The organism is Micromonospora sp. NPDC005087 (assembly GCF_042872965.1).
GTDB lineage: Bacteria > Actinomycetota > Actinomycetes > Mycobacteriales > Micromonosporaceae > Micromonospora.
Genome location: NZ_JBIALB010000027.1, coordinates 1 through 15215, shown reverse-complemented (window position 1 = coordinate 15215; position 15215 = coordinate 1). Strand labels below are relative to the sequence as shown.

17 protein-coding genes and 4 pseudogenes are annotated in these 15215 nt (G+C 69.3%); 10 read left to right on the top strand and 11 right to left on the bottom strand.

Going from position 1 to position 15215, the window contains the following annotated elements; all coding sequences use genetic code 11:
* Positions 1 to 125: 125 nt before the first annotated feature.
* From ACFYPS_RS33290 to ACFYPS_RS33275, 4 genes and pseudogenes are all read left to right on the top strand, one after another.
* Positions 126 to 824 (top strand): response regulator transcription factor, encoded by a 699-nt coding sequence (locus ACFYPS_RS33290; RefSeq protein WP_354968200.1) that lies wholly within the window; start codon positions 126 to 128, stop codon positions 822 to 824.
* A pseudogene (locus ACFYPS_RS33285) lies at positions 817 to 1828 on the top strand (sensor histidine kinase). The gene ACFYPS_RS33290 and the pseudogene ACFYPS_RS33285 overlap by 8 nt, the downstream one beginning before the upstream one ends.
* Before the next feature lie 651 nt (positions 1829 to 2479).
* On the top strand, positions 2480 to 2899 hold the full coding sequence (locus ACFYPS_RS33280; protein ID WP_354968202.1) for a hypothetical protein: 420 nt from the start codon (positions 2480 to 2482) through the stop codon (positions 2897 to 2899).
* 164 nt (positions 2900 to 3063) lie between these two features.
* Positions 3064 to 3405: pseudogene (locus ACFYPS_RS33275) on the top strand (integrase); the annotation flags it as partial.
* A 32-nt stretch (positions 3406 to 3437) separates the two neighbouring features.
* Here ACFYPS_RS33275 and ACFYPS_RS33270 read toward each other — a convergent pair.
* From ACFYPS_RS33270 to ACFYPS_RS33260, 3 genes and pseudogenes are all read right to left on the bottom strand, one after another.
* Positions 3438 to 3995, bottom strand: coding sequence for a sigma-70 family RNA polymerase sigma factor (locus ACFYPS_RS33270; RefSeq protein ID WP_387329975.1), 558 nt, complete (start codon positions 3993 to 3995; stop codon positions 3438 to 3440).
* Positions 3992 to 4582, bottom strand: coding sequence for a carboxymuconolactone decarboxylase family protein (locus tag ACFYPS_RS33265; protein ID WP_354968204.1), 591 nt, complete (start codon positions 4580 to 4582; stop codon positions 3992 to 3994). The genes ACFYPS_RS33270 and ACFYPS_RS33265 overlap by 4 nt, the downstream gene beginning before the upstream one ends.
* A gap of 60 nt (positions 4583 to 4642) precedes the next feature.
* Positions 4643 to 4822 (bottom strand): annotated as a pseudogene (locus tag ACFYPS_RS33260) (IS1380 family transposase); the annotation flags it as partial.
* A 212-nt stretch (positions 4823 to 5034) separates the two neighbouring features.
* Here ACFYPS_RS33260 and ACFYPS_RS33255 point away from each other — a divergent pair.
* Both ACFYPS_RS33255 and ACFYPS_RS33250 read left to right on the top strand, forming a co-directional pair.
* Positions 5035 to 5571: an alpha/beta fold hydrolase gene (locus tag ACFYPS_RS33255; RefSeq protein WP_387329973.1), complete on the top strand. Its 537-nt coding sequence runs from the start codon at positions 5035 to 5037 to the stop codon at positions 5569 to 5571.
* Between the two features lie 335 nt (positions 5572 to 5906).
* Positions 5907 to 6737: an SDR family oxidoreductase gene (locus ACFYPS_RS33250; RefSeq protein WP_354968206.1), complete on the top strand. Its 831-nt coding sequence runs from the start codon at positions 5907 to 5909 to the stop codon at positions 6735 to 6737.
* Positions 6738 to 6922: 185 nt separating this feature from the next.
* Here ACFYPS_RS33250 and ACFYPS_RS33245 read toward each other — a convergent pair.
* From ACFYPS_RS33245 to ACFYPS_RS33220, 6 genes and pseudogenes are all read right to left on the bottom strand, one after another.
* A pseudogene (locus tag ACFYPS_RS33245) lies at positions 6923 to 7051 on the bottom strand (IS5/IS1182 family transposase); the annotation flags it as partial.
* 71 nt (positions 7052 to 7122) lie between these two features.
* The gene (locus ACFYPS_RS33240; protein WP_354968207.1) at positions 7123 to 7488 is read right to left on the bottom strand and encodes a transcriptional regulator; all 366 of its coding nucleotides are present in this window, start codon (positions 7486 to 7488) and stop codon (positions 7123 to 7125) included.
* Positions 7485 to 8180 carry a hypothetical protein gene (locus ACFYPS_RS33235; protein WP_354968208.1) on the bottom strand — a complete coding sequence of 232 codons (696 nt, stop codon included), beginning with the start codon at positions 8178 to 8180 and terminating at the stop codon, positions 7485 to 7487. Before ACFYPS_RS33235 ends, ACFYPS_RS33240 begins: the two co-directional genes overlap by 4 nt.
* A gap of 495 nt (positions 8181 to 8675) precedes the next feature.
* Positions 8676 to 8879: a hypothetical protein gene (locus tag ACFYPS_RS33230; RefSeq protein ID WP_354968209.1), complete on the bottom strand. Its 204-nt coding sequence runs from the start codon at positions 8877 to 8879 to the stop codon at positions 8676 to 8678.
* On the bottom strand, positions 8869 to 9531 hold the full coding sequence (locus ACFYPS_RS33225; protein ID WP_387329969.1) for a cytochrome b/b6 domain-containing protein: 663 nt from the start codon (positions 9529 to 9531) through the stop codon (positions 8869 to 8871). Before ACFYPS_RS33225 ends, ACFYPS_RS33230 begins: the two co-directional genes overlap by 11 nt.
* A gap of 4 nt (positions 9532 to 9535) precedes the next feature.
* Positions 9536 to 9985, bottom strand: a complete 450-nt coding sequence (locus ACFYPS_RS33220) for a hypothetical protein (RefSeq protein ID WP_354968211.1) — start codon at positions 9983 to 9985, stop codon at positions 9536 to 9538.
* Positions 9986 to 10101: 116 nt separating this feature from the next.
* Between ACFYPS_RS33220 and ACFYPS_RS33215 the strand changes: the two genes are divergently transcribed.
* From ACFYPS_RS33215 to ACFYPS_RS33200, 4 genes are all read left to right on the top strand, one after another.
* The gene (locus ACFYPS_RS33215) at positions 10102 to 10620 is read left to right on the top strand and encodes a sigma-70 family RNA polymerase sigma factor (RefSeq protein WP_354968212.1); all 519 of its coding nucleotides are present in this window, start codon (positions 10102 to 10104) and stop codon (positions 10618 to 10620) included.
* Positions 10613 to 11317, top strand: coding sequence for a hypothetical protein (locus ACFYPS_RS33210; RefSeq protein ID WP_354968213.1), 705 nt, complete (start codon positions 10613 to 10615; stop codon positions 11315 to 11317). The genes ACFYPS_RS33215 and ACFYPS_RS33210 overlap by 8 nt, the downstream gene beginning before the upstream one ends.
* A 419-nt stretch (positions 11318 to 11736) precedes the next feature.
* A complete protein-coding gene (locus ACFYPS_RS33205) occupies positions 11737 to 13608 on the top strand; it encodes a transketolase (RefSeq protein WP_387330015.1) in 1872 nt (623 codons plus the stop codon).
* A gap of 153 nt (positions 13609 to 13761) precedes the next feature.
* A complete protein-coding gene (locus tag ACFYPS_RS33200; protein ID WP_354968214.1) occupies positions 13762 to 14046 on the top strand; it encodes a DUF2267 domain-containing protein in 285 nt (94 codons plus the stop codon).
* A gap of 167 nt (positions 14047 to 14213) precedes the next feature.
* Here ACFYPS_RS33200 and ACFYPS_RS33195 read toward each other — a convergent pair whose 3' ends face one another.
* Positions 14214 to 14672, bottom strand: a complete 459-nt coding sequence (locus ACFYPS_RS33195; protein WP_354968215.1) for an SRPBCC family protein — start codon at positions 14670 to 14672, stop codon at positions 14214 to 14216.
* A gap of 66 nt (positions 14673 to 14738) precedes the next feature.
* Positions 14739 to 15215 (bottom strand): transposase (locus ACFYPS_RS33190; protein ID WP_387329964.1); only part of this gene is annotated, 477 nt, incomplete at its 5' end.

The following is a 15215-nucleotide window of genomic DNA, read 5'->3' as shown; positions in this document are numbered from 1 at the left end:
CTCTGCCCACGGGGCCAGCCGTAACCATCTCGCAAGGACTTCGCCGGTCGGCATCGCCCCAACCGCTGATTAGGCTGGGCCGCGATGGACACCAGCAGGCGGCCGGGAGCATCTGGGAGCGGCCGATGACGCAACGGGTGCTCGTGGTCGATGACGACCGGACCGTCAGCGACGTGGTCTGCCGCTATCTCGAACACGCGGGCTACGAGGTCAGCCACGTGGGTGACGGCGCCGCCGCACTCACCGCCATCGCTCGTCGGGCGCCGCATCTGGTCGTACTCGACCTGATGCTGCCAACGGTGAATGGTCTGGAGGTCTGCCGCGAGCTGCGGTCCGCTCCGGAAGGCGTACCGATCATCATGCTGACTGCGCGTAACGACGAGACCGACCGGGTCCTCGGCCTGGAACTCGGCGCCGACGACTACCTCACCAAGCCGTTCTCGCCGCGCGAACTCGTGCTTCGGGTGCGCTCGGTGCTGCGCCGTACCGGCGGCGTGCCGCGCTCCGAGCGCCCGTCGGAGGTGTTGACCGACGGCGGGTTGGTGGTGCGGATCGGTCCCCGGGTGGCGCAGTTGGGTGCGACGGAGCTGTCCCTGACGCTGCGCGAGTTCGACCTGCTCGCGCATCTGATGCGGCACCCGAGGCAGGCGTTCGCCCGCGTCGACCTGCTGGAGCAGGTGTGGGGCTGGAACTTCGGCGACCAGTCGACCGTCACCGTGCACGTCCGACGGCTGCGGGAAAAAATCGAGAGCGACCCGTCCAACCCGCGGCGGATCGTGACGGTCTGGGGCGTTGGCTACCGGTACGAGCCGACCGATGCGTGATCTTGCGCTGATCTTCGCGCTCGCCCTCGGCGCGGCACTCGTCGTCGGCCTCGCCGGAGGGCTGCTGCTACGGCTACTGCGCCGCAGCTCGATCACCGTGCACCTCTGCGTACTACTCACTGTCACCGTGCTCGCTGTCGTGGGCGGCGTCGCCGCCGTCGCCAAGGCGATGTTCCTGTCCCGGCACGACCTCGAGGTCGTGCTGATCACGGTCGCCGCAGCCGCCGTCGTCAGCCTCGGCATCGGCGGGCACTTCGGGCATCGGCTGGCGCGCGGCGGTCTGGGCGGGCCAGGCTCGCGCCCGGGAACGGCAACTGGAAAAGGGCCGCCGTGACCTCGTCGCCTGGGTGTCCCACGACCTGCGTACGCCACTTGCCGGCCTGCGGGCAATGGCGGAGGCGCTGGAGGACCAGGTGGTACGGGACCCGGCGACGGTTGCCGAGTATCACCGGCGGATCGGCGTGGAGACCGACCGGATGACGAGACTCGTCGATGACCTGTTCGAGCTCTCCCGGATCAACGCGGGGGCGTTGCGGCTGTCGCTGGCAGCGGTGCCCCTCAGGGACGTGGTGTCGGACGCGCTGGCTGCCGCCGCGCCGCTGGCGGACGCCCGTCGCATCCGTCTGGTCGCCCCCGAAGCCGGCTGGCCCACCGTGGCAGCCAGTGAGCCGGAACTGGCGCGGGTGGTGGCCAACCTGCTGCTCAACGCCGTGCGCTACACACCGGACGACGGCACCGTGCGGATCGAGGCGGGGCATGACCGGAATGCCGCGTGGCTGTCCGTGGCCGACACCTGCGGCGGGATTTCCCCCAGCGACCTGCCCCGACTATTCGACGTGGCATTCCGCGGCGAGCCGGCTCGCTCCCCCGGGCAGAGCCCAGGCGGCGCCGGCGGACTCGGCCTGGCGATCGTGCACGGGCTGGTCGAGGCGCACGGTGGCAAGGTCGACGTGCACAACACGATCGAGGGGTGCCGGTTCGTCGTCCGGTTGCGGACAGCATGACCGGCGCTGCTGGACGTCTGCCCGCTCCGGGCTACGTGACGACAAGCGGCAGCGGCTGCTACCTCCGCGAGGACGCCCTCACCGACCCGCTCGACGCGTGGCTGGCATCCGCGTTCGCCCTGGACCATCTCGAACAAACGACCACGCCCTGGCCGACGCCCAGCCCGTGGATCAACTCACGCCAGTTGCGGCCGCAGCCCGGGCCACTGTCGCGGCCTGTGACACAAGCCCGCGCAGCTCCGGGCCGCCCTCCCAGATCGCCGACTTGGTCCGAGCGCTCGGCGACATCGCCACCGTGTTGCGCGACGCCGACCCCGACGACAAAGCCGAGGTCTACCGACAGCTGGGCCGCCGGCTCACCTACCAGACCAAAACGCAAACGGTGCGCGCTGAAGTAGATCTCAGCGCACACCGTCGGGTAATGATTGGTGTCCGAGGGGCGACGTCGACCGGGAGTCCATGATCGTCATTCAGGACGAACTGCAGCTTGCGGCCAGATGAGGACATCAGCCGAGGTGCAATCCCTGTTGACCTTGCCCTTGCCGAGAACCTCATCCGCCCTGGTGAAAGCTGGTGTGCGGGGTCAGGGAGGTTGGCTATAGCTGCTGTGGCCTCGCGCGCTTGGTGATCGCCGCGGCATGATGATCGACCGTGCTGCTGCGACTCGCCTTCCTGACCGTGTCGAACGCGTTCGCGGTGCTGCGCTTGCTGCCGATGAGTGATCGGGAGAAGGATGCGGAGATCCTTGCCCTGCGTCACCAACTCGCTGTCCTGCAGCGTCAACTGGGCATGGAGAGAGCGCGGTTCACCCCGAGCGACCGGATCTTTCTCGCGGCGCTGCTGCACCGCCTGCCGAAGGGCGTGCTGCGTCGGCTGCGGCTGCTGGTCCGTCCGGATACGGTGCTGCGCTGGCAGCGCGACCTGGTCGCCCGTCGGCAAGCCGCCGGCTCCCGGCCGAAACGCCCGGGCCGGCCGCGGACCGTGCGCTCCGTCCGCGCCCTGGCCTTGCGCCTGGCGCGGGAGAACCCCAGCTGGGGTATCGCAGGATCCACGGCGAGCTTCTGGTCCTAGGGGTGAAGGTGGCCGCCTCCACGGTGTGGGAGATCCTGAAGGAGGCAGGCATCGACCCGGCACCCGAGCGCACCTGCAGTACCTGGGCCGACTTCCTGCGTTCCCAGGCCGACGCCCTGCTGGCGTGCGACTTTCTCGAGACGGTCACCCTGTCCGGGGCGCGGATGTACGTTTTCGCGGTGATTGAGCACGGCAGTCGCCGGATCCGGGTCCTGGGCGCTACCGCACACCCGACAGCGGCCTGGGTGGTGCAGGCCGCGAAGAACCTCGTCATGGACCTTGAGGACGCCGACTGTGTGGCGCGGTTCCTGATCCGGGACCGGGACGGCAAGTTCCCGGAGCTGTTCGACGCCGTCCTCAACGACTCGGGGATGGAGGTCGTGCTCAGCGGCGTCCGGATGCCAAGGATGAATTCGATCATGGAGCGGTGGGTGCAGAGCTGCAGGCAAGAGCTCCTCGACAGGACCTTGATCTGGAATCAGCGCCACCTGCTGCACGCCCTGCGCGCGTTCGAACAGTTCTACAACGGGCACCGGCCTCACCAGGGCATCGCGAACGCCCGTCCGCTCCGCTCGCTACCCGCGCCGATCGCCGACCCAGACAAGATCACCCGTCTCGACATACGCCGACGTGATCGGCTCGGCGGCATCCTCCACGAGTACCAGCATGCCGCCTGACCTGTGCGGATGAGGTTTTCGGCAAGGGCAACGTCGAAGACCTCGCGGAGCACGAAGACCGCGCGCTCCGTCGGTAGCAGCGTCTCGAGTACCGCCAGCATGGCGATCGACACGCTCTCCGCAAGCTCGACGTCCTCGGCGACGTCCGGGCTGGTCAGCACGGGCTCGGGCAGCCACTCGCCCACGTACTCCTCGCGCTGCCGCGCGAGCGTGCGCAGCCGGTTGAGGCAGAGCCGGGTCACGATCCGCACGAGGTACGCCCGGGGGTCCCGGACCTCGCAGCGCTCGGCGTCGACCAAGGCTGCCCACCGCAGCCAGGTCTCCTGCACCACGTCCTCGGCGTCGGCGACCGAGCCGAGCATCTCGTAGGCGACGGTGAACAGCAGGCTGCGGTGGGCGACAAAGGGGTCCTCGCTCATGACGCGGACGCTACTCCCGGTCGCTCGGCCAGCGGCTTTAAGCCGCACGTGGCGGCGAACCCGTCGGACTCGATGCCGAGCGCCACGTTGCCACGCGTGCTCATGTTCGCGAATGCGATCACCGAGGTGAGCTCGACCACGGCGGGAGGTCCCAGCTCGGCGTGCAGCCGGTCCACCAGCTCGTCGGTCACGGTCGGCGGTGTCTGGCTCATCGCCTCGGCGTACTCCAGGACGTCCCGCTCCAGCGGGGTGAAGACGTCCGCCTCCCGCCACCGCGGGATCTCGCGCGCCTTCTCCACGTCGAGCCCCTTGTTGCGGGTCTCGAAGTAGTTGAAGTCCAGGCACCACGTGCAGCCGACTAGCGACGCGACCGCCATGTGGGCGAACGACTTCAGGCCCTCGTCGCAGGCGTCCCACTTCTGCAGCTTGCCGCCGAGGCCGAAGCTGGCGAACAGCACCTTGGGGTTGTGCCAGTAGACGCCCACCGCCGTCGGCACCTTGCCCAGTTTCTTCTCGATCATCCGCTTGATCAGCGCTCCCTTGACGCCGGTAATCTCGGCCGGGGGGATGCGGGTCGTGTGCTCCATGTCTCCTCCTGTGTCGGTGGCTGTGTCGACCGGTTGGTAGGTCGTCATGCCATGGAGACACCGGCCGGGCCGCGGATGTGACATCGAGCGGGAGAAACGACTGGTCTGTTCGTCGTAGTCGGCGTCGGTGTACTCGATCGTGGTCCAGGCGTCCTCGGGGATCGAGGAGATCGCGGTCTTGACCTTGGCGTCCAAGCGCACGGTGACCGAGACATCCGCGCCCGACTTGAGTGCCGCGGCCGGGGCGCAGCGGAATGACCTTCCGTACGGCCGAGCGGAACGCGGCTAGATGTGCGCGCCCAATCGGCGGGGACCAAGTCGGCACCGCAGCCAACGCGCGCGATCGGTGGCACATGAGGGCGACTCGACTCCGCCTGACTTGCGTCAGCACGCCGAGAGCCGCTCGTGCGGATCACGTGGTTTGATCAAGACGTCGATCCGAAGGGGGCATGATGGGGCGCAGAGCGATCATCTTCCACGGGACCGGCGGCAACCCGGACATATGCTGGTATCCCTGGCTGGCAGGGCGGCTCGCGGCCCGGGGATACGCCGTCGAGGTGCCGCATCACCCGGGCATCAACGTCGAGCCGATCGCTACGTTCCTACCGAAGGTGCTGAACGGGCACAGCTTCGACGAGGACACGGTCCTCGTGGGCCATTCCGGCGGCGCGGCCCTCCTGCTCGCGCTCCTGGAGCATATGGACGTAACCGTCGCCCAGGCAATCCTGGTTGCCGGCTACTGCACCCGGCCCAACACGGAGGAGGAACCGGTCCTCCAGCAGGGCTACGACTGGGCCGCAATCCGGTCGCACGTGCGGGACATCTACTTCATCAACTCCCGCAAGGATCCGTACGGCTGCGACGACCGACAGGGACGCGCCATGTTCGAGCGACTCGGCGGCACCCAGATCGTGCGCGACGACGGGCACTTCGGCGACTACAACCAGCCGTACGAACGGTTCGAACTGCTCGACCGGCTCATCCCCTGACGCCGCCGCGGACGGCACCGACCCGCCGGACCTTGATCGGCTGCACGCATCTCGGCATGTCCGGACGGCAACCGGGCCAACTCGGCGTGACGCTGCGTAGCGCGCGAATCGCGGCAAATGAGTGCGCCGGGCACGGAAATCAGAGATACCTGAAGGCTGGCACGTCTTCAGGCGTTTGCCACGTGTACGAGGGCAGACGCGTTCGCTCGACGGAGGGATTGCTCGTCGCGCTCGTGTGTCTTGGGCACGTCTGCTGACGGCGTCGAGCCACACCTGGTACCCGAGGCGTCGCCGTGGAGAGAATGGCGCTGCGGCAAGTACATCCGGGAGGGTCGATGACCACAATGTCCGGCAAGGTGTGTCTGGTGACCGGCGGGACCAGCGGGATTGGCCGGGAGACGGCGGCCCGGCTGGCCGAGCTGGGGGCCACCGTGGTCGTCGTCGGGCGCGACGTCGAGCGAGGGCGAGCGGCCGTCAAGGAGATCCGGCATCGGGCGCCCAGCGCCGAGGTGGACCTCCTGACGGCCGACATGTCGAGCCTGGCCGAAGTGCGCCGGCTGGCCGCCGAGGTGCTGGAGAAGTACCACCGGCTCGACGTGCTCGACAACAACGCCGGTGTGATCATGCTCAAGCAGCAGTTCACGGTCGACGGCTACGAGACCATGTTCGCCGTCAACCATCTGGCGCCGTTCCTGCTGACCAGCCTGCTGCGGGAACGGCTGGTAGGCAGCGCGCCGGCCCGCGTGATCACGGTTTCGTCCAATGTGCATCGCTCGGCCAAGCAGATTCCCTGGGACGAACTGGCCCACGGCGAGCCGAGCTACCCGCTGTCGAAACTGGCGAACATCCTGTTCACAGCCGAGCTGGCCAAGCGCCTGACCGGCACCGGCGTGGTCGCCAACTGCCTGCACCCGGGCCTCATCCGCACCCAGTTGGGCCGCGAGGTCCGCGGCGTCGCGAAGCTCCTCGTCGCGGCCGCCAAGCCCTTCATGGGTACCGTCCAGACCGGCGCGGCCACCCCGGTCCACCTGGCCAGCGCCCCAGAGGCGGCCGAGGTCACCGGAGGCTACTTCTTCCGCGGCAAGCAGATCGAGCCGAGCTCCCTGGCCCGCGACCCCGAGGCGGCCGCGCGTCTATGGACCCTCAGCGAGGAGCTGGTGGCGTAAGCCGAGCCAAGATCGTCGCCATGTGGCGCGCTCGCCAGACTTGTGATCAATGGCCTGCTGAGCGGCGTACGGACCGTGACGATCGACGTGAGCCGCAGCACCGCCTCAGCGGCAGATCCGTGTACCCGATCAAATGGTGTCGTTTGCCTAGTCGACTCGTCTCGTCGACGGAGGCTCTGGGTTGGACGCGCGTTGACCCAGCGCAGTGTGCCGAGGTTGGAGCCGTGGGCGGTGCCGCGGCGGGCGATGACGGGGGTGATGCCGCGGGCGCGGACGAAGCGGCGGTGGCTGTCGTGGTCGCGGCCGCGGCCGGCGTCGCCGAGCGGCACGGCGACCCCGGTTGCGAGCGCGGCTGCGAGCAGGTGTCGGCGGGTCAGTGCGGTGGTCATCGGTCCTCCTGGGTGTCGGTGGTCTCGACTCGCGCGATGAGCAGCTTCAGGCGCCCGATCTCTTCGGCGAGCGCGGTGTTGCCGGCGGCGGTGAGGGTGATCCAGGTACGGCCGCGCCGTCCGGCGTAGCCCTTCTCGACCTGGACCAGCCCGGCGGTCTCCAGCACGCCTATGTGCTGGGAGAGGTTGCCGGCGGTCAGTTCTAGTTGGGTGCGTAGGTAGCCGAACTCGACCCGGCGGGCCTCGTGCGCGATGGTGAGGATGCCGAGCCGGACCCGCTGGTGCACCACGTCGTCCAGGCCGGTGACCGGATGCGGGGATTCGGTCTCGTCCGGCTCCGGGGTGTCGGCGGGGTCGGTCACCGGGGCCGCCGCAGCCGTTGCGCCAGCGCGAAGCCGGCGCTGCCCAGCAGCAGCACGCCGCCGTTGATGACCAGCTCGGGTATGAACCAGGTGTGCGGACCCCAGTGCGCGCCCCATCCGAAGTTGATCGGCACCAGCACCACCGTCAGGTACCCGATGGTGAACAGCAGCAGCGCGACGTGCCGCTCCAGCCAGGCCAGCACCAGCAGGGCCAACCCGATCGCGCCGGGCGGGTCGAGCAGCCGGGACAGGAACTGGGCGAAGGCGGACGGCTCCTCCGGGTAGGTCAGCGGGTTGAGGCGGATCCACACCGCCGCGAAGGCGAAGCCCAGCCCGACGAGCGCGACGCCGGTGACCGCGTACGGCAGCACCCGGGCGTCCACGCCCCGGGCCCGGGCCACCCGCAGGTACCCGCCGGCGATCACCACGTACGCCAGGACCAGCGCCGCCAACCAGTAGAACGTCACGGTCTGGAACCAGACCTTGCACACCTGGCCGTCCTGCACCGCCTGGCAGTCGCTGACGACGCGACCGTACCGGTACGCCGGGATCGCCCCGAAGATCACCAGGGCCAGCACCAGCAGCGGCAGCCACGTCACCCGCTGGTCAAGACGAACCCGGCGCGCGAGGTCGCGCGCATCAGACAGCAGCCGGCGGGGGTCACCGCCGGCGGGTACCGAGTCAGTGGTCATGCCAACAGGTTTCCATAGCAAACCCGTTTCCGCTAGTACTTGTTTCGGCGGCTGCCGCACAATCAGCCCGCAGCAGTACCAGCCCGCGTGGGTCTCGGCTCCGCGCAAGGGCACGAGACTTTAGTCATCGCACACCGACACCGGGATCAAGATCAGATATCCGCTCATCGGCACATGCGCGCGTCGCCACCCGTCAGACGGCTGCGCTCCACGACGCGCGGCCTGCGGCAGATGCGTGCGTTCGTCGTACAGGAAATCGCGCGGCGCGGGCGCCAGCTCAGGGATGGTCGGGATCTCGGTGCTCGGCCACGAAACGCTCGCCCGTTTCGTCGTCGACGAGCGAGTTGTCGACCAGCCATTCAACCGCCCGCCGCCTCGGCGGCGGCGCCCACGGTCACGCCCGCTCCGGTGCGAAACTGGCGCAGCAGCCGGCCGAGCTGCCGACGCGGACACCCACCGCGAGCCCGACCCCGACGCTCGTTGCCATCCCGTCGATCAGGGCTCCCATCGGGGGCACAACTCAGGCGGCGTTGCTCGGTGCAGCAGGCCGGGCAGCGGCGCGAGGAGGATGAGTTCCTCCAGGCACATCGGGCACTGCCGCAGGTGGGTTTCGAGTTCCTGCCGTTCGAGCGGGCCGAGGGCGCCGATGAGCAGCGAGGCGACCGAGGTCGTGAACGGGCACGGCGGCTCAGCTGTCATGGTGGGCTCCGCGTTGCCGATCGAGCCAGCCCGGCCAGAGCCGCTGGGCGACCTGTAGCGGCAGGCGGCCACCGAGGTGCATGGCTCGGGCCACGCCGCGGTAGCCGGGCGGGAGGCCGGCAGCGATGACGATGTGTCCGATGAGGACCGGTGTGATGAGGTACGTGGCCCAGCGGTGCACCCGCTGCAGCCAGACGAACCAGGGGCCACCGGTGACCAGGACCAACCCGATGCCGCTGCCGATCAGGGCCACGAACAGCCCGACCATCAGCAGGTTCGCGACCCGTTGTCCCGGGTCGAAGTGGCCCTCGTGCCGGGCGAACCGGCCGGTCACGAATGCGCCCGGCCAGCGGGCGAACCACCTCAGATCGCCGTGGTCGTAGCGCAGCGACTCCCGGAGGAAGGCGCGGGTTGCCCGTACCCCGAGCGTCACCGCGCTGGCGGCCAGTGCCGTCAGCACCCAGCCGGCGTACCGGTGCAGGCTGGTGTCGGCGATCCCGGTCAGCCGAGCGGCAACACTGGGCTGCCCCTCCCGCCCGGCGACCAACCACCAGCCGGTACCCAGCAGGATCAGCACGGTGAGATAGGTGAGTGCGTGAAACCACCGCGTGGCGCGGGAGTAGCGCCGGACGGTGCCTGGGTCGCTGGCCATGGCGTCAGTAGATGTACGGGTTGGAGATCGTGGGTGGCGTCCCCTCGCTTGCGGCGCTGGGCGAGGGTACAGGCCCTCCGCCACTTCCGATGGTGATCGGCGTGGTGGCTTCGGCCCCGGCCGGGGAGTGGTTGGCGTTGCGCAGCGACACGTGCATCGTGTGCTGCCCGGAGGGCGCGTCGGTGATCTGGGTGGTGTTGGACTCGACGATGAGGTAGTCGGATTCGTTGTCGTCGAACCAGATGTGCACGTGGTGCTGGCCAGACTCGCTCGGGCCGAGCGGCTCGCTGCTGTCAACCTTGACGGTGAACGGGGTGGACACGGTAGCGCCGCTGACGGGCTCGACGACGAGGACCGACAACTCGCCGCTGTCGCCCCCGGTCGCGCCGTTCGGTCCGGTGCAGGCGGCCAGTGTGGCCAGCATCGCCACGCCTATCGCAATCTTGAGTCTCATACCAGTACTACCTGCGTCGACCTGGGGAGGGATTTCTCGCCCAGGAGAGATCCCGCAACGACGTGTCGTGCGTAGTACTGAATGTGGGTGTCAGTGACGAGGCTCTGGTCGCTGGGATGGCGGCCGGGGATCCGCAGTCCACGGCGAGCTTCGTGCGCCGCTTCCAGGCCCGGGTATACGGCCTGGCGGTGAGTATCGTCGGGGTCACGGCCACGGCCGAGGACGTCGCCCAGGAGGCGTTCGTGCGGGCGTGGCGGTACGCCGGCGGCTACGATCCCCGCCGTGGCGCCGTGCTGCCGTGGCTGCTGTCCATCACCCGCAACGCGGCAATCGACGCGATACGGCTGCGCCGCGATCGCCCCTACGAGCCGGAGGTGATGGTGGCGCTGCTCGCCGCCGCCGAAACCGCCGCCACCACCGCACCGACCGACGAGGTCGCCGACGCCGACCGCATCCGCGTCGCCCTGCGCGAGCTGCCGCCCGAACAGGCCACGGCCGTCGTCCTGGCGATCTTCCACGGACTCACCGCCAAGGAGATCGCCGAGCGACAGGGCCTACCGCTGGGCACCGTCAAGACCAGGATCAGGCTGGGCCTGTCCCGGCTACGCGATCATTTCGAGGTACGTGATGAGTGAGCTGCCACAGTGCCCCGACGTGCGCGGCGTGCTCCCGGAGCTCGCCACCGGTGCGGCCGCTGGGGATGATCGGGCCTGGGCCCTGGCCCACGTGGCGCGCTGCCAGGACTGTCGCCGAGAACTTCACCACCTGACCACGACCGCCGATGCCGTCCTGCTGCTCGCGCCCTCCGTCGATCCCCCGCCGCAGTTCGAGAGCAGCGTCCTCGCCCGGCTGGACGCGGCTCCCGCGCCGCCACCCCGCCGGCGTTTCTTGGCCCGGCGGCGGGTCGTGGCGGCCCTGGCGATCGCGGTCTCCGTGCTGGTCGGCGCCGGCGGCGGGGCGCTGTTCGTCCAGTCACGTACCGCAGAGGACCGGCGCCTAGCCGACCAGTACCGGCAGACCCTCGCTGTCGCCAACGGTCGCTACCTCAAGGCAACCACCCTGACCACTGCCGACGCACGACCAGCGGGCACCGTCTTCCTCTACCAGGGGAACCCGTCCTGGGTGCTGGTCACCATCACCGCCGCGCCCGCCGACGGCCCCTACGCAGCCTTCGCCGTCGACCGTGCCGGCGCCATGCACCCGATCGGCACCTGCCAGGTCACCAACCGCACAGGAACTTACGGATACCAGCTCAGGCTGGCGGTCGCCGAGGTCAGCCAGATCCGCCTCCAGTCGGCCGACGCCGTGCTGACTGGGGCGCTGTTGCGTTAAGGGATCGTCAAGATCACTTGTCGCAAGGCTTCCTGCAAGATCGAGCTTGGGGCCCACAACTCGGTCTACAGGATCGGGACAAAAGGTGTCCTACTGGCAGCCCTATCGAGCAACCGATGGCCGCCCTGCCGCCCGTCTGGAACCTCGTGACGGGAAGATCTGCGGCGCCGAGACGGCGCGATGGCTTAATGCAAGAGCGCCTTCTCGGCTCGCCGGGTCGATGGCAGGCGGGATGGCTCCCTCCGCAACCACCCACGGCCCGGCACCCGCCGACGGTCTTCGGCCCGTACCTGGCGGTGGCGGGCTGGCTGGTCGGCTCCCGGTCGTGGCCGGCCCGCTCTGCCCCTGGCAAATCGGCGATTACCGGGTAATGCGGGTCTTTCCTGACTACGGTATCTGCGGAGGCGATGCCGGTGACGATGGAAGCAGAGCGCACCCTGCGCGCGGAGGAGCTCACCCGACTGGGTGAGCTCGCCGCCCAACTCCGAGTGGACGCGATCCGGTGCAGCACCAGGGCGGGATCGGGGCATCCGACCTCGAGTCTGTCCGCCGCGGACCTGCTCGCGGTGCTGATCTCCCGACACCTGCGTTACCAGTGGACGGACCCGCGCGGTCGGACCAACGACCACCTGATCTTCTCCAAGGGCCACGCCTCGCCGCTGTTGTATGCGGTCTTCAAGGCGGTGGGCGCGATCACCGATCAGGAGTTGGTCGAGACCTACCGCCAGTTCGGGTCGCGCCTGCAGGGACACCCCACGCCGGCCCTGCCCTGGGTCGACGTGGCCACCGGGTCGCTCGGTCAGGGACTGCCCGTCGGGGTCGGGATCGCGCTCGCCGGCCGGTACCTCGACCACCTGCCGTTCCACGTGTGGGCGCTGTGCGGCGACAGCGAGATGGCCGAGGGCTCCATCTGGGAGGCGCTGGACAAGGCCGGCCACTACGGACTGCGCAACCTCACCGCGATCGTCGACATCAACCGGTTCGGGCAGCGGGGTCCGACCGAGTTGGAATGGGACCTGGACACCTACCGCCGCCGGGTCGAGGCGTTCGGCTGCCAGGCGCTCGTCATCGACGGCCACGACCTGGCCGCGATCGACGAGGCGTTCGGCCGGGCGCGGCAGGCGACGGGCCCGACCGTGGTGCTCGCCCGGACGGTCAAGGGCAAGGGGGTGCCGGAGGTCGAGAACCAGCCCGGGTGGCACGGCAAGCCGCTGAAACCCGACATGGCCGAGCGGGCCGTGGAGGCTCTCGGCGGGATACGCCAGATCCGCGTCACCGGGCCGCAACCCGAGTCCGCCCCGCCCGCCGGCGCCCCCGTCGGCGAGCCGCCCACGCTGCCGCGGTACGACAAGGGGGCAAAGGTGGCCACCCGGAACGCGTACGGTGACGCGCTGCGCGCGCTGGGCTCGCGGCCGGACGTGGTCGCCCTAGACGGTGAGGTCAGCGACTCCACCCGCGCCGACAAGTTCGGCGAAACGTATCCCGACCGGTTCTTCGAGATGTTCATCTCCGAACAGCAACTGGTCGCCGCCGCGGTCGGGCTTCAGGTACGCGGCTATCGGCCCTTCGCCTCGACCTTCGCGGCGTTCTTCTCCCGCGCCTACGACTTCGTGCGGATGGCCGGCATCTCCCGGGCCGACATCGCCCTGTCCGGGTCGCACTCCGGGGTGGAGATCGGGACGGACGGTCCCTCGCAGATGGGGCTGGAGGACCTGGCAGCCATGCGCGCCGTGCAGGGGTCGACGGTGCTGTATCCCAGCGACGCCGTGTCCTGCGCGGCCCTCGTCGCGCAGATGGTCGACCGCAAGGGCGTCAACTACCTGCGCACCACCCGAGGCAAGTACCCGGTGCTCTACGACAACGAGGACGCCTTCCCGGTCGGCGGCAGCAAACTGCTCCGCGGCGGCGGCGACGACGACGTCGCGCTGATCGGCGCCGGGGTGACGGTGCACAACTGCCTCGCCGCCGCCGACGAGCTGGCGCGCGAGGGGATCAAGGCCCGGGTCATCGACCTGTATTCGGTCAAGCCGCTGGACCGGGACCGGTTGCTCGACGCCGTCCGGGCCACCGGCGGCCGGCTGCTGGTGGTCGAGGATCACTACCCGGAGGGTGGCGTGGGGTCGGCGGTCCTCGAGTCCCTGGCCGACCTCGCCGAGCCGGTGCGGGTGAAGCACCTGGCGGTACGGGGCCTCCCCACCTCCGGTACCCCGACCCAGCTGATGGACCAGGCCGGGATCGGGGTGAGCGCCATCGTCGCGGCGGCACGCGCCGCGGAGGCCCCCGGCCACTGACGCGGCGGGCGCCGTTTCACCCTTGACGCGCGGGTAGACGCAGCATTCGCGGCAGGAGGGGGTTCGAGGTCCGAGCCGATCACCCGTGCCACCCGCCTTGCCGAACGGGGTACGGACGCCGTCGACGAAGACGACATCCCGACGCTCGCGACGTTGGCGGAGCGGCTCAGCGGCGGCCAGGCACGGGATCTCGCCGTGCAGCTCCCCGAGGGGCTGCGGGGAGACCTACGCAAGCTCGACGAGGAGGCCGAACCGTTCGAGCTTCCCGAGTTCTTCGAGCGGGTGCGGCACCGCGCTGAACAGGAGCGCTGGCTCGTCGAGATTGAAGGAATCGACCTAACGCTGACCTTCCTCGCTCAGAAACGCCAAGAAGCCCTCCGCAGGCAGCCTGCCGGGCCCGCCTTCCTGGGGCTGCCGGCGATAGGACCCACGCCATGAGTTGCAGGCATGCGCCCCCACCATCCGGATCTGCCGATGAGCGCGCACGTGATCATGGCGGAGGCCCGACGTCGAAGTGATCAAACGGCCGATGGCCGGCGGCGCCGGATTCGGGACGTGCTCCGCTGAACGACGTTGCTCGGCTGATGGCGTTCCGAGGGTGTGGATCAGCGGCGTTCGGCCAGCTCGGCGAGCCGGTCGAGCGAGGCCCGCAGCTTGTCCGCCGTGGTCGCTCTTGCGTGCGGGATGCGCTTCTCATCCGTGAGTTGTGTCCAGTCGTAGGTGTGCGTCACGCGCGTGTGTGATGCGTCGATCGGCTCGAGTACCCACCGCCACAGATGCCCGGGTGTCGGCTGGCCTGGCTCGCTTGGTCGCCACGCGATGCGGCGCTGCTCGACGAACTCGACCACATGGTTCTCGCGGACGCTGCCTGTCGTGATCGTCATGATGAAGACGTCACCGACGGCATGGACTCGCTGCCCGGAAAGCGCCTCGGACAAGTTGTCGTTGCCGTCCCAGCGGGGCTGCTGTGACGGATCGGCGATGAGCTCGAAGATCTCCGCAGCCGTCGCGGCAATATCACGGCTGGCGGTGACGACATGCTCGGATTCATGGAGGCGGGTCACCTTCCCATCGAAGCACGCGACAACCGATTGGTCACCCTCGGGCGTCCTGTCATGGCACCCTTTGTGTCAAGACACCGCTCGGAGGGCGGGTTTAGGTTGGGTGGTGGCGGGTCCGGGAAGTGGCTTGTCCGAAGGGCCGATGTCCGGGGTCAGGTCGGTCACGCTGGGTTGCAGAGTCGTCCCCGAGTGCCCTCCCGGATCCGCCGCCTGCCGTCGTTGCTGTTGGTCTGCGAGCATGCGGGTGTAGACGACGTTGGACAGTCGCCGCTTGAGCGCCCGCATGGCTTCCATGGAGGTCTTCCCGGCGGCTTTCTTCGTGTCGAAGTAGGCGCGGCCTTCGGTGCGGTTGCGTAGCTGGACCACGGCCATGATATGCAGTGTCCGGTTGATGCGTCGGTTGCCGGCGCGGGAGAGCCGGTGACGCTGCTGGTCGCCGGAGGAGGCGTCGAGCGGGGCGGTGCCGTTGCAGGACGCGAACCGGTTGCGGTCGGCGAAGCGGCGGATGTCGCCGACGTCTGCCAGCAGCCGGGCTGCACCTGACGG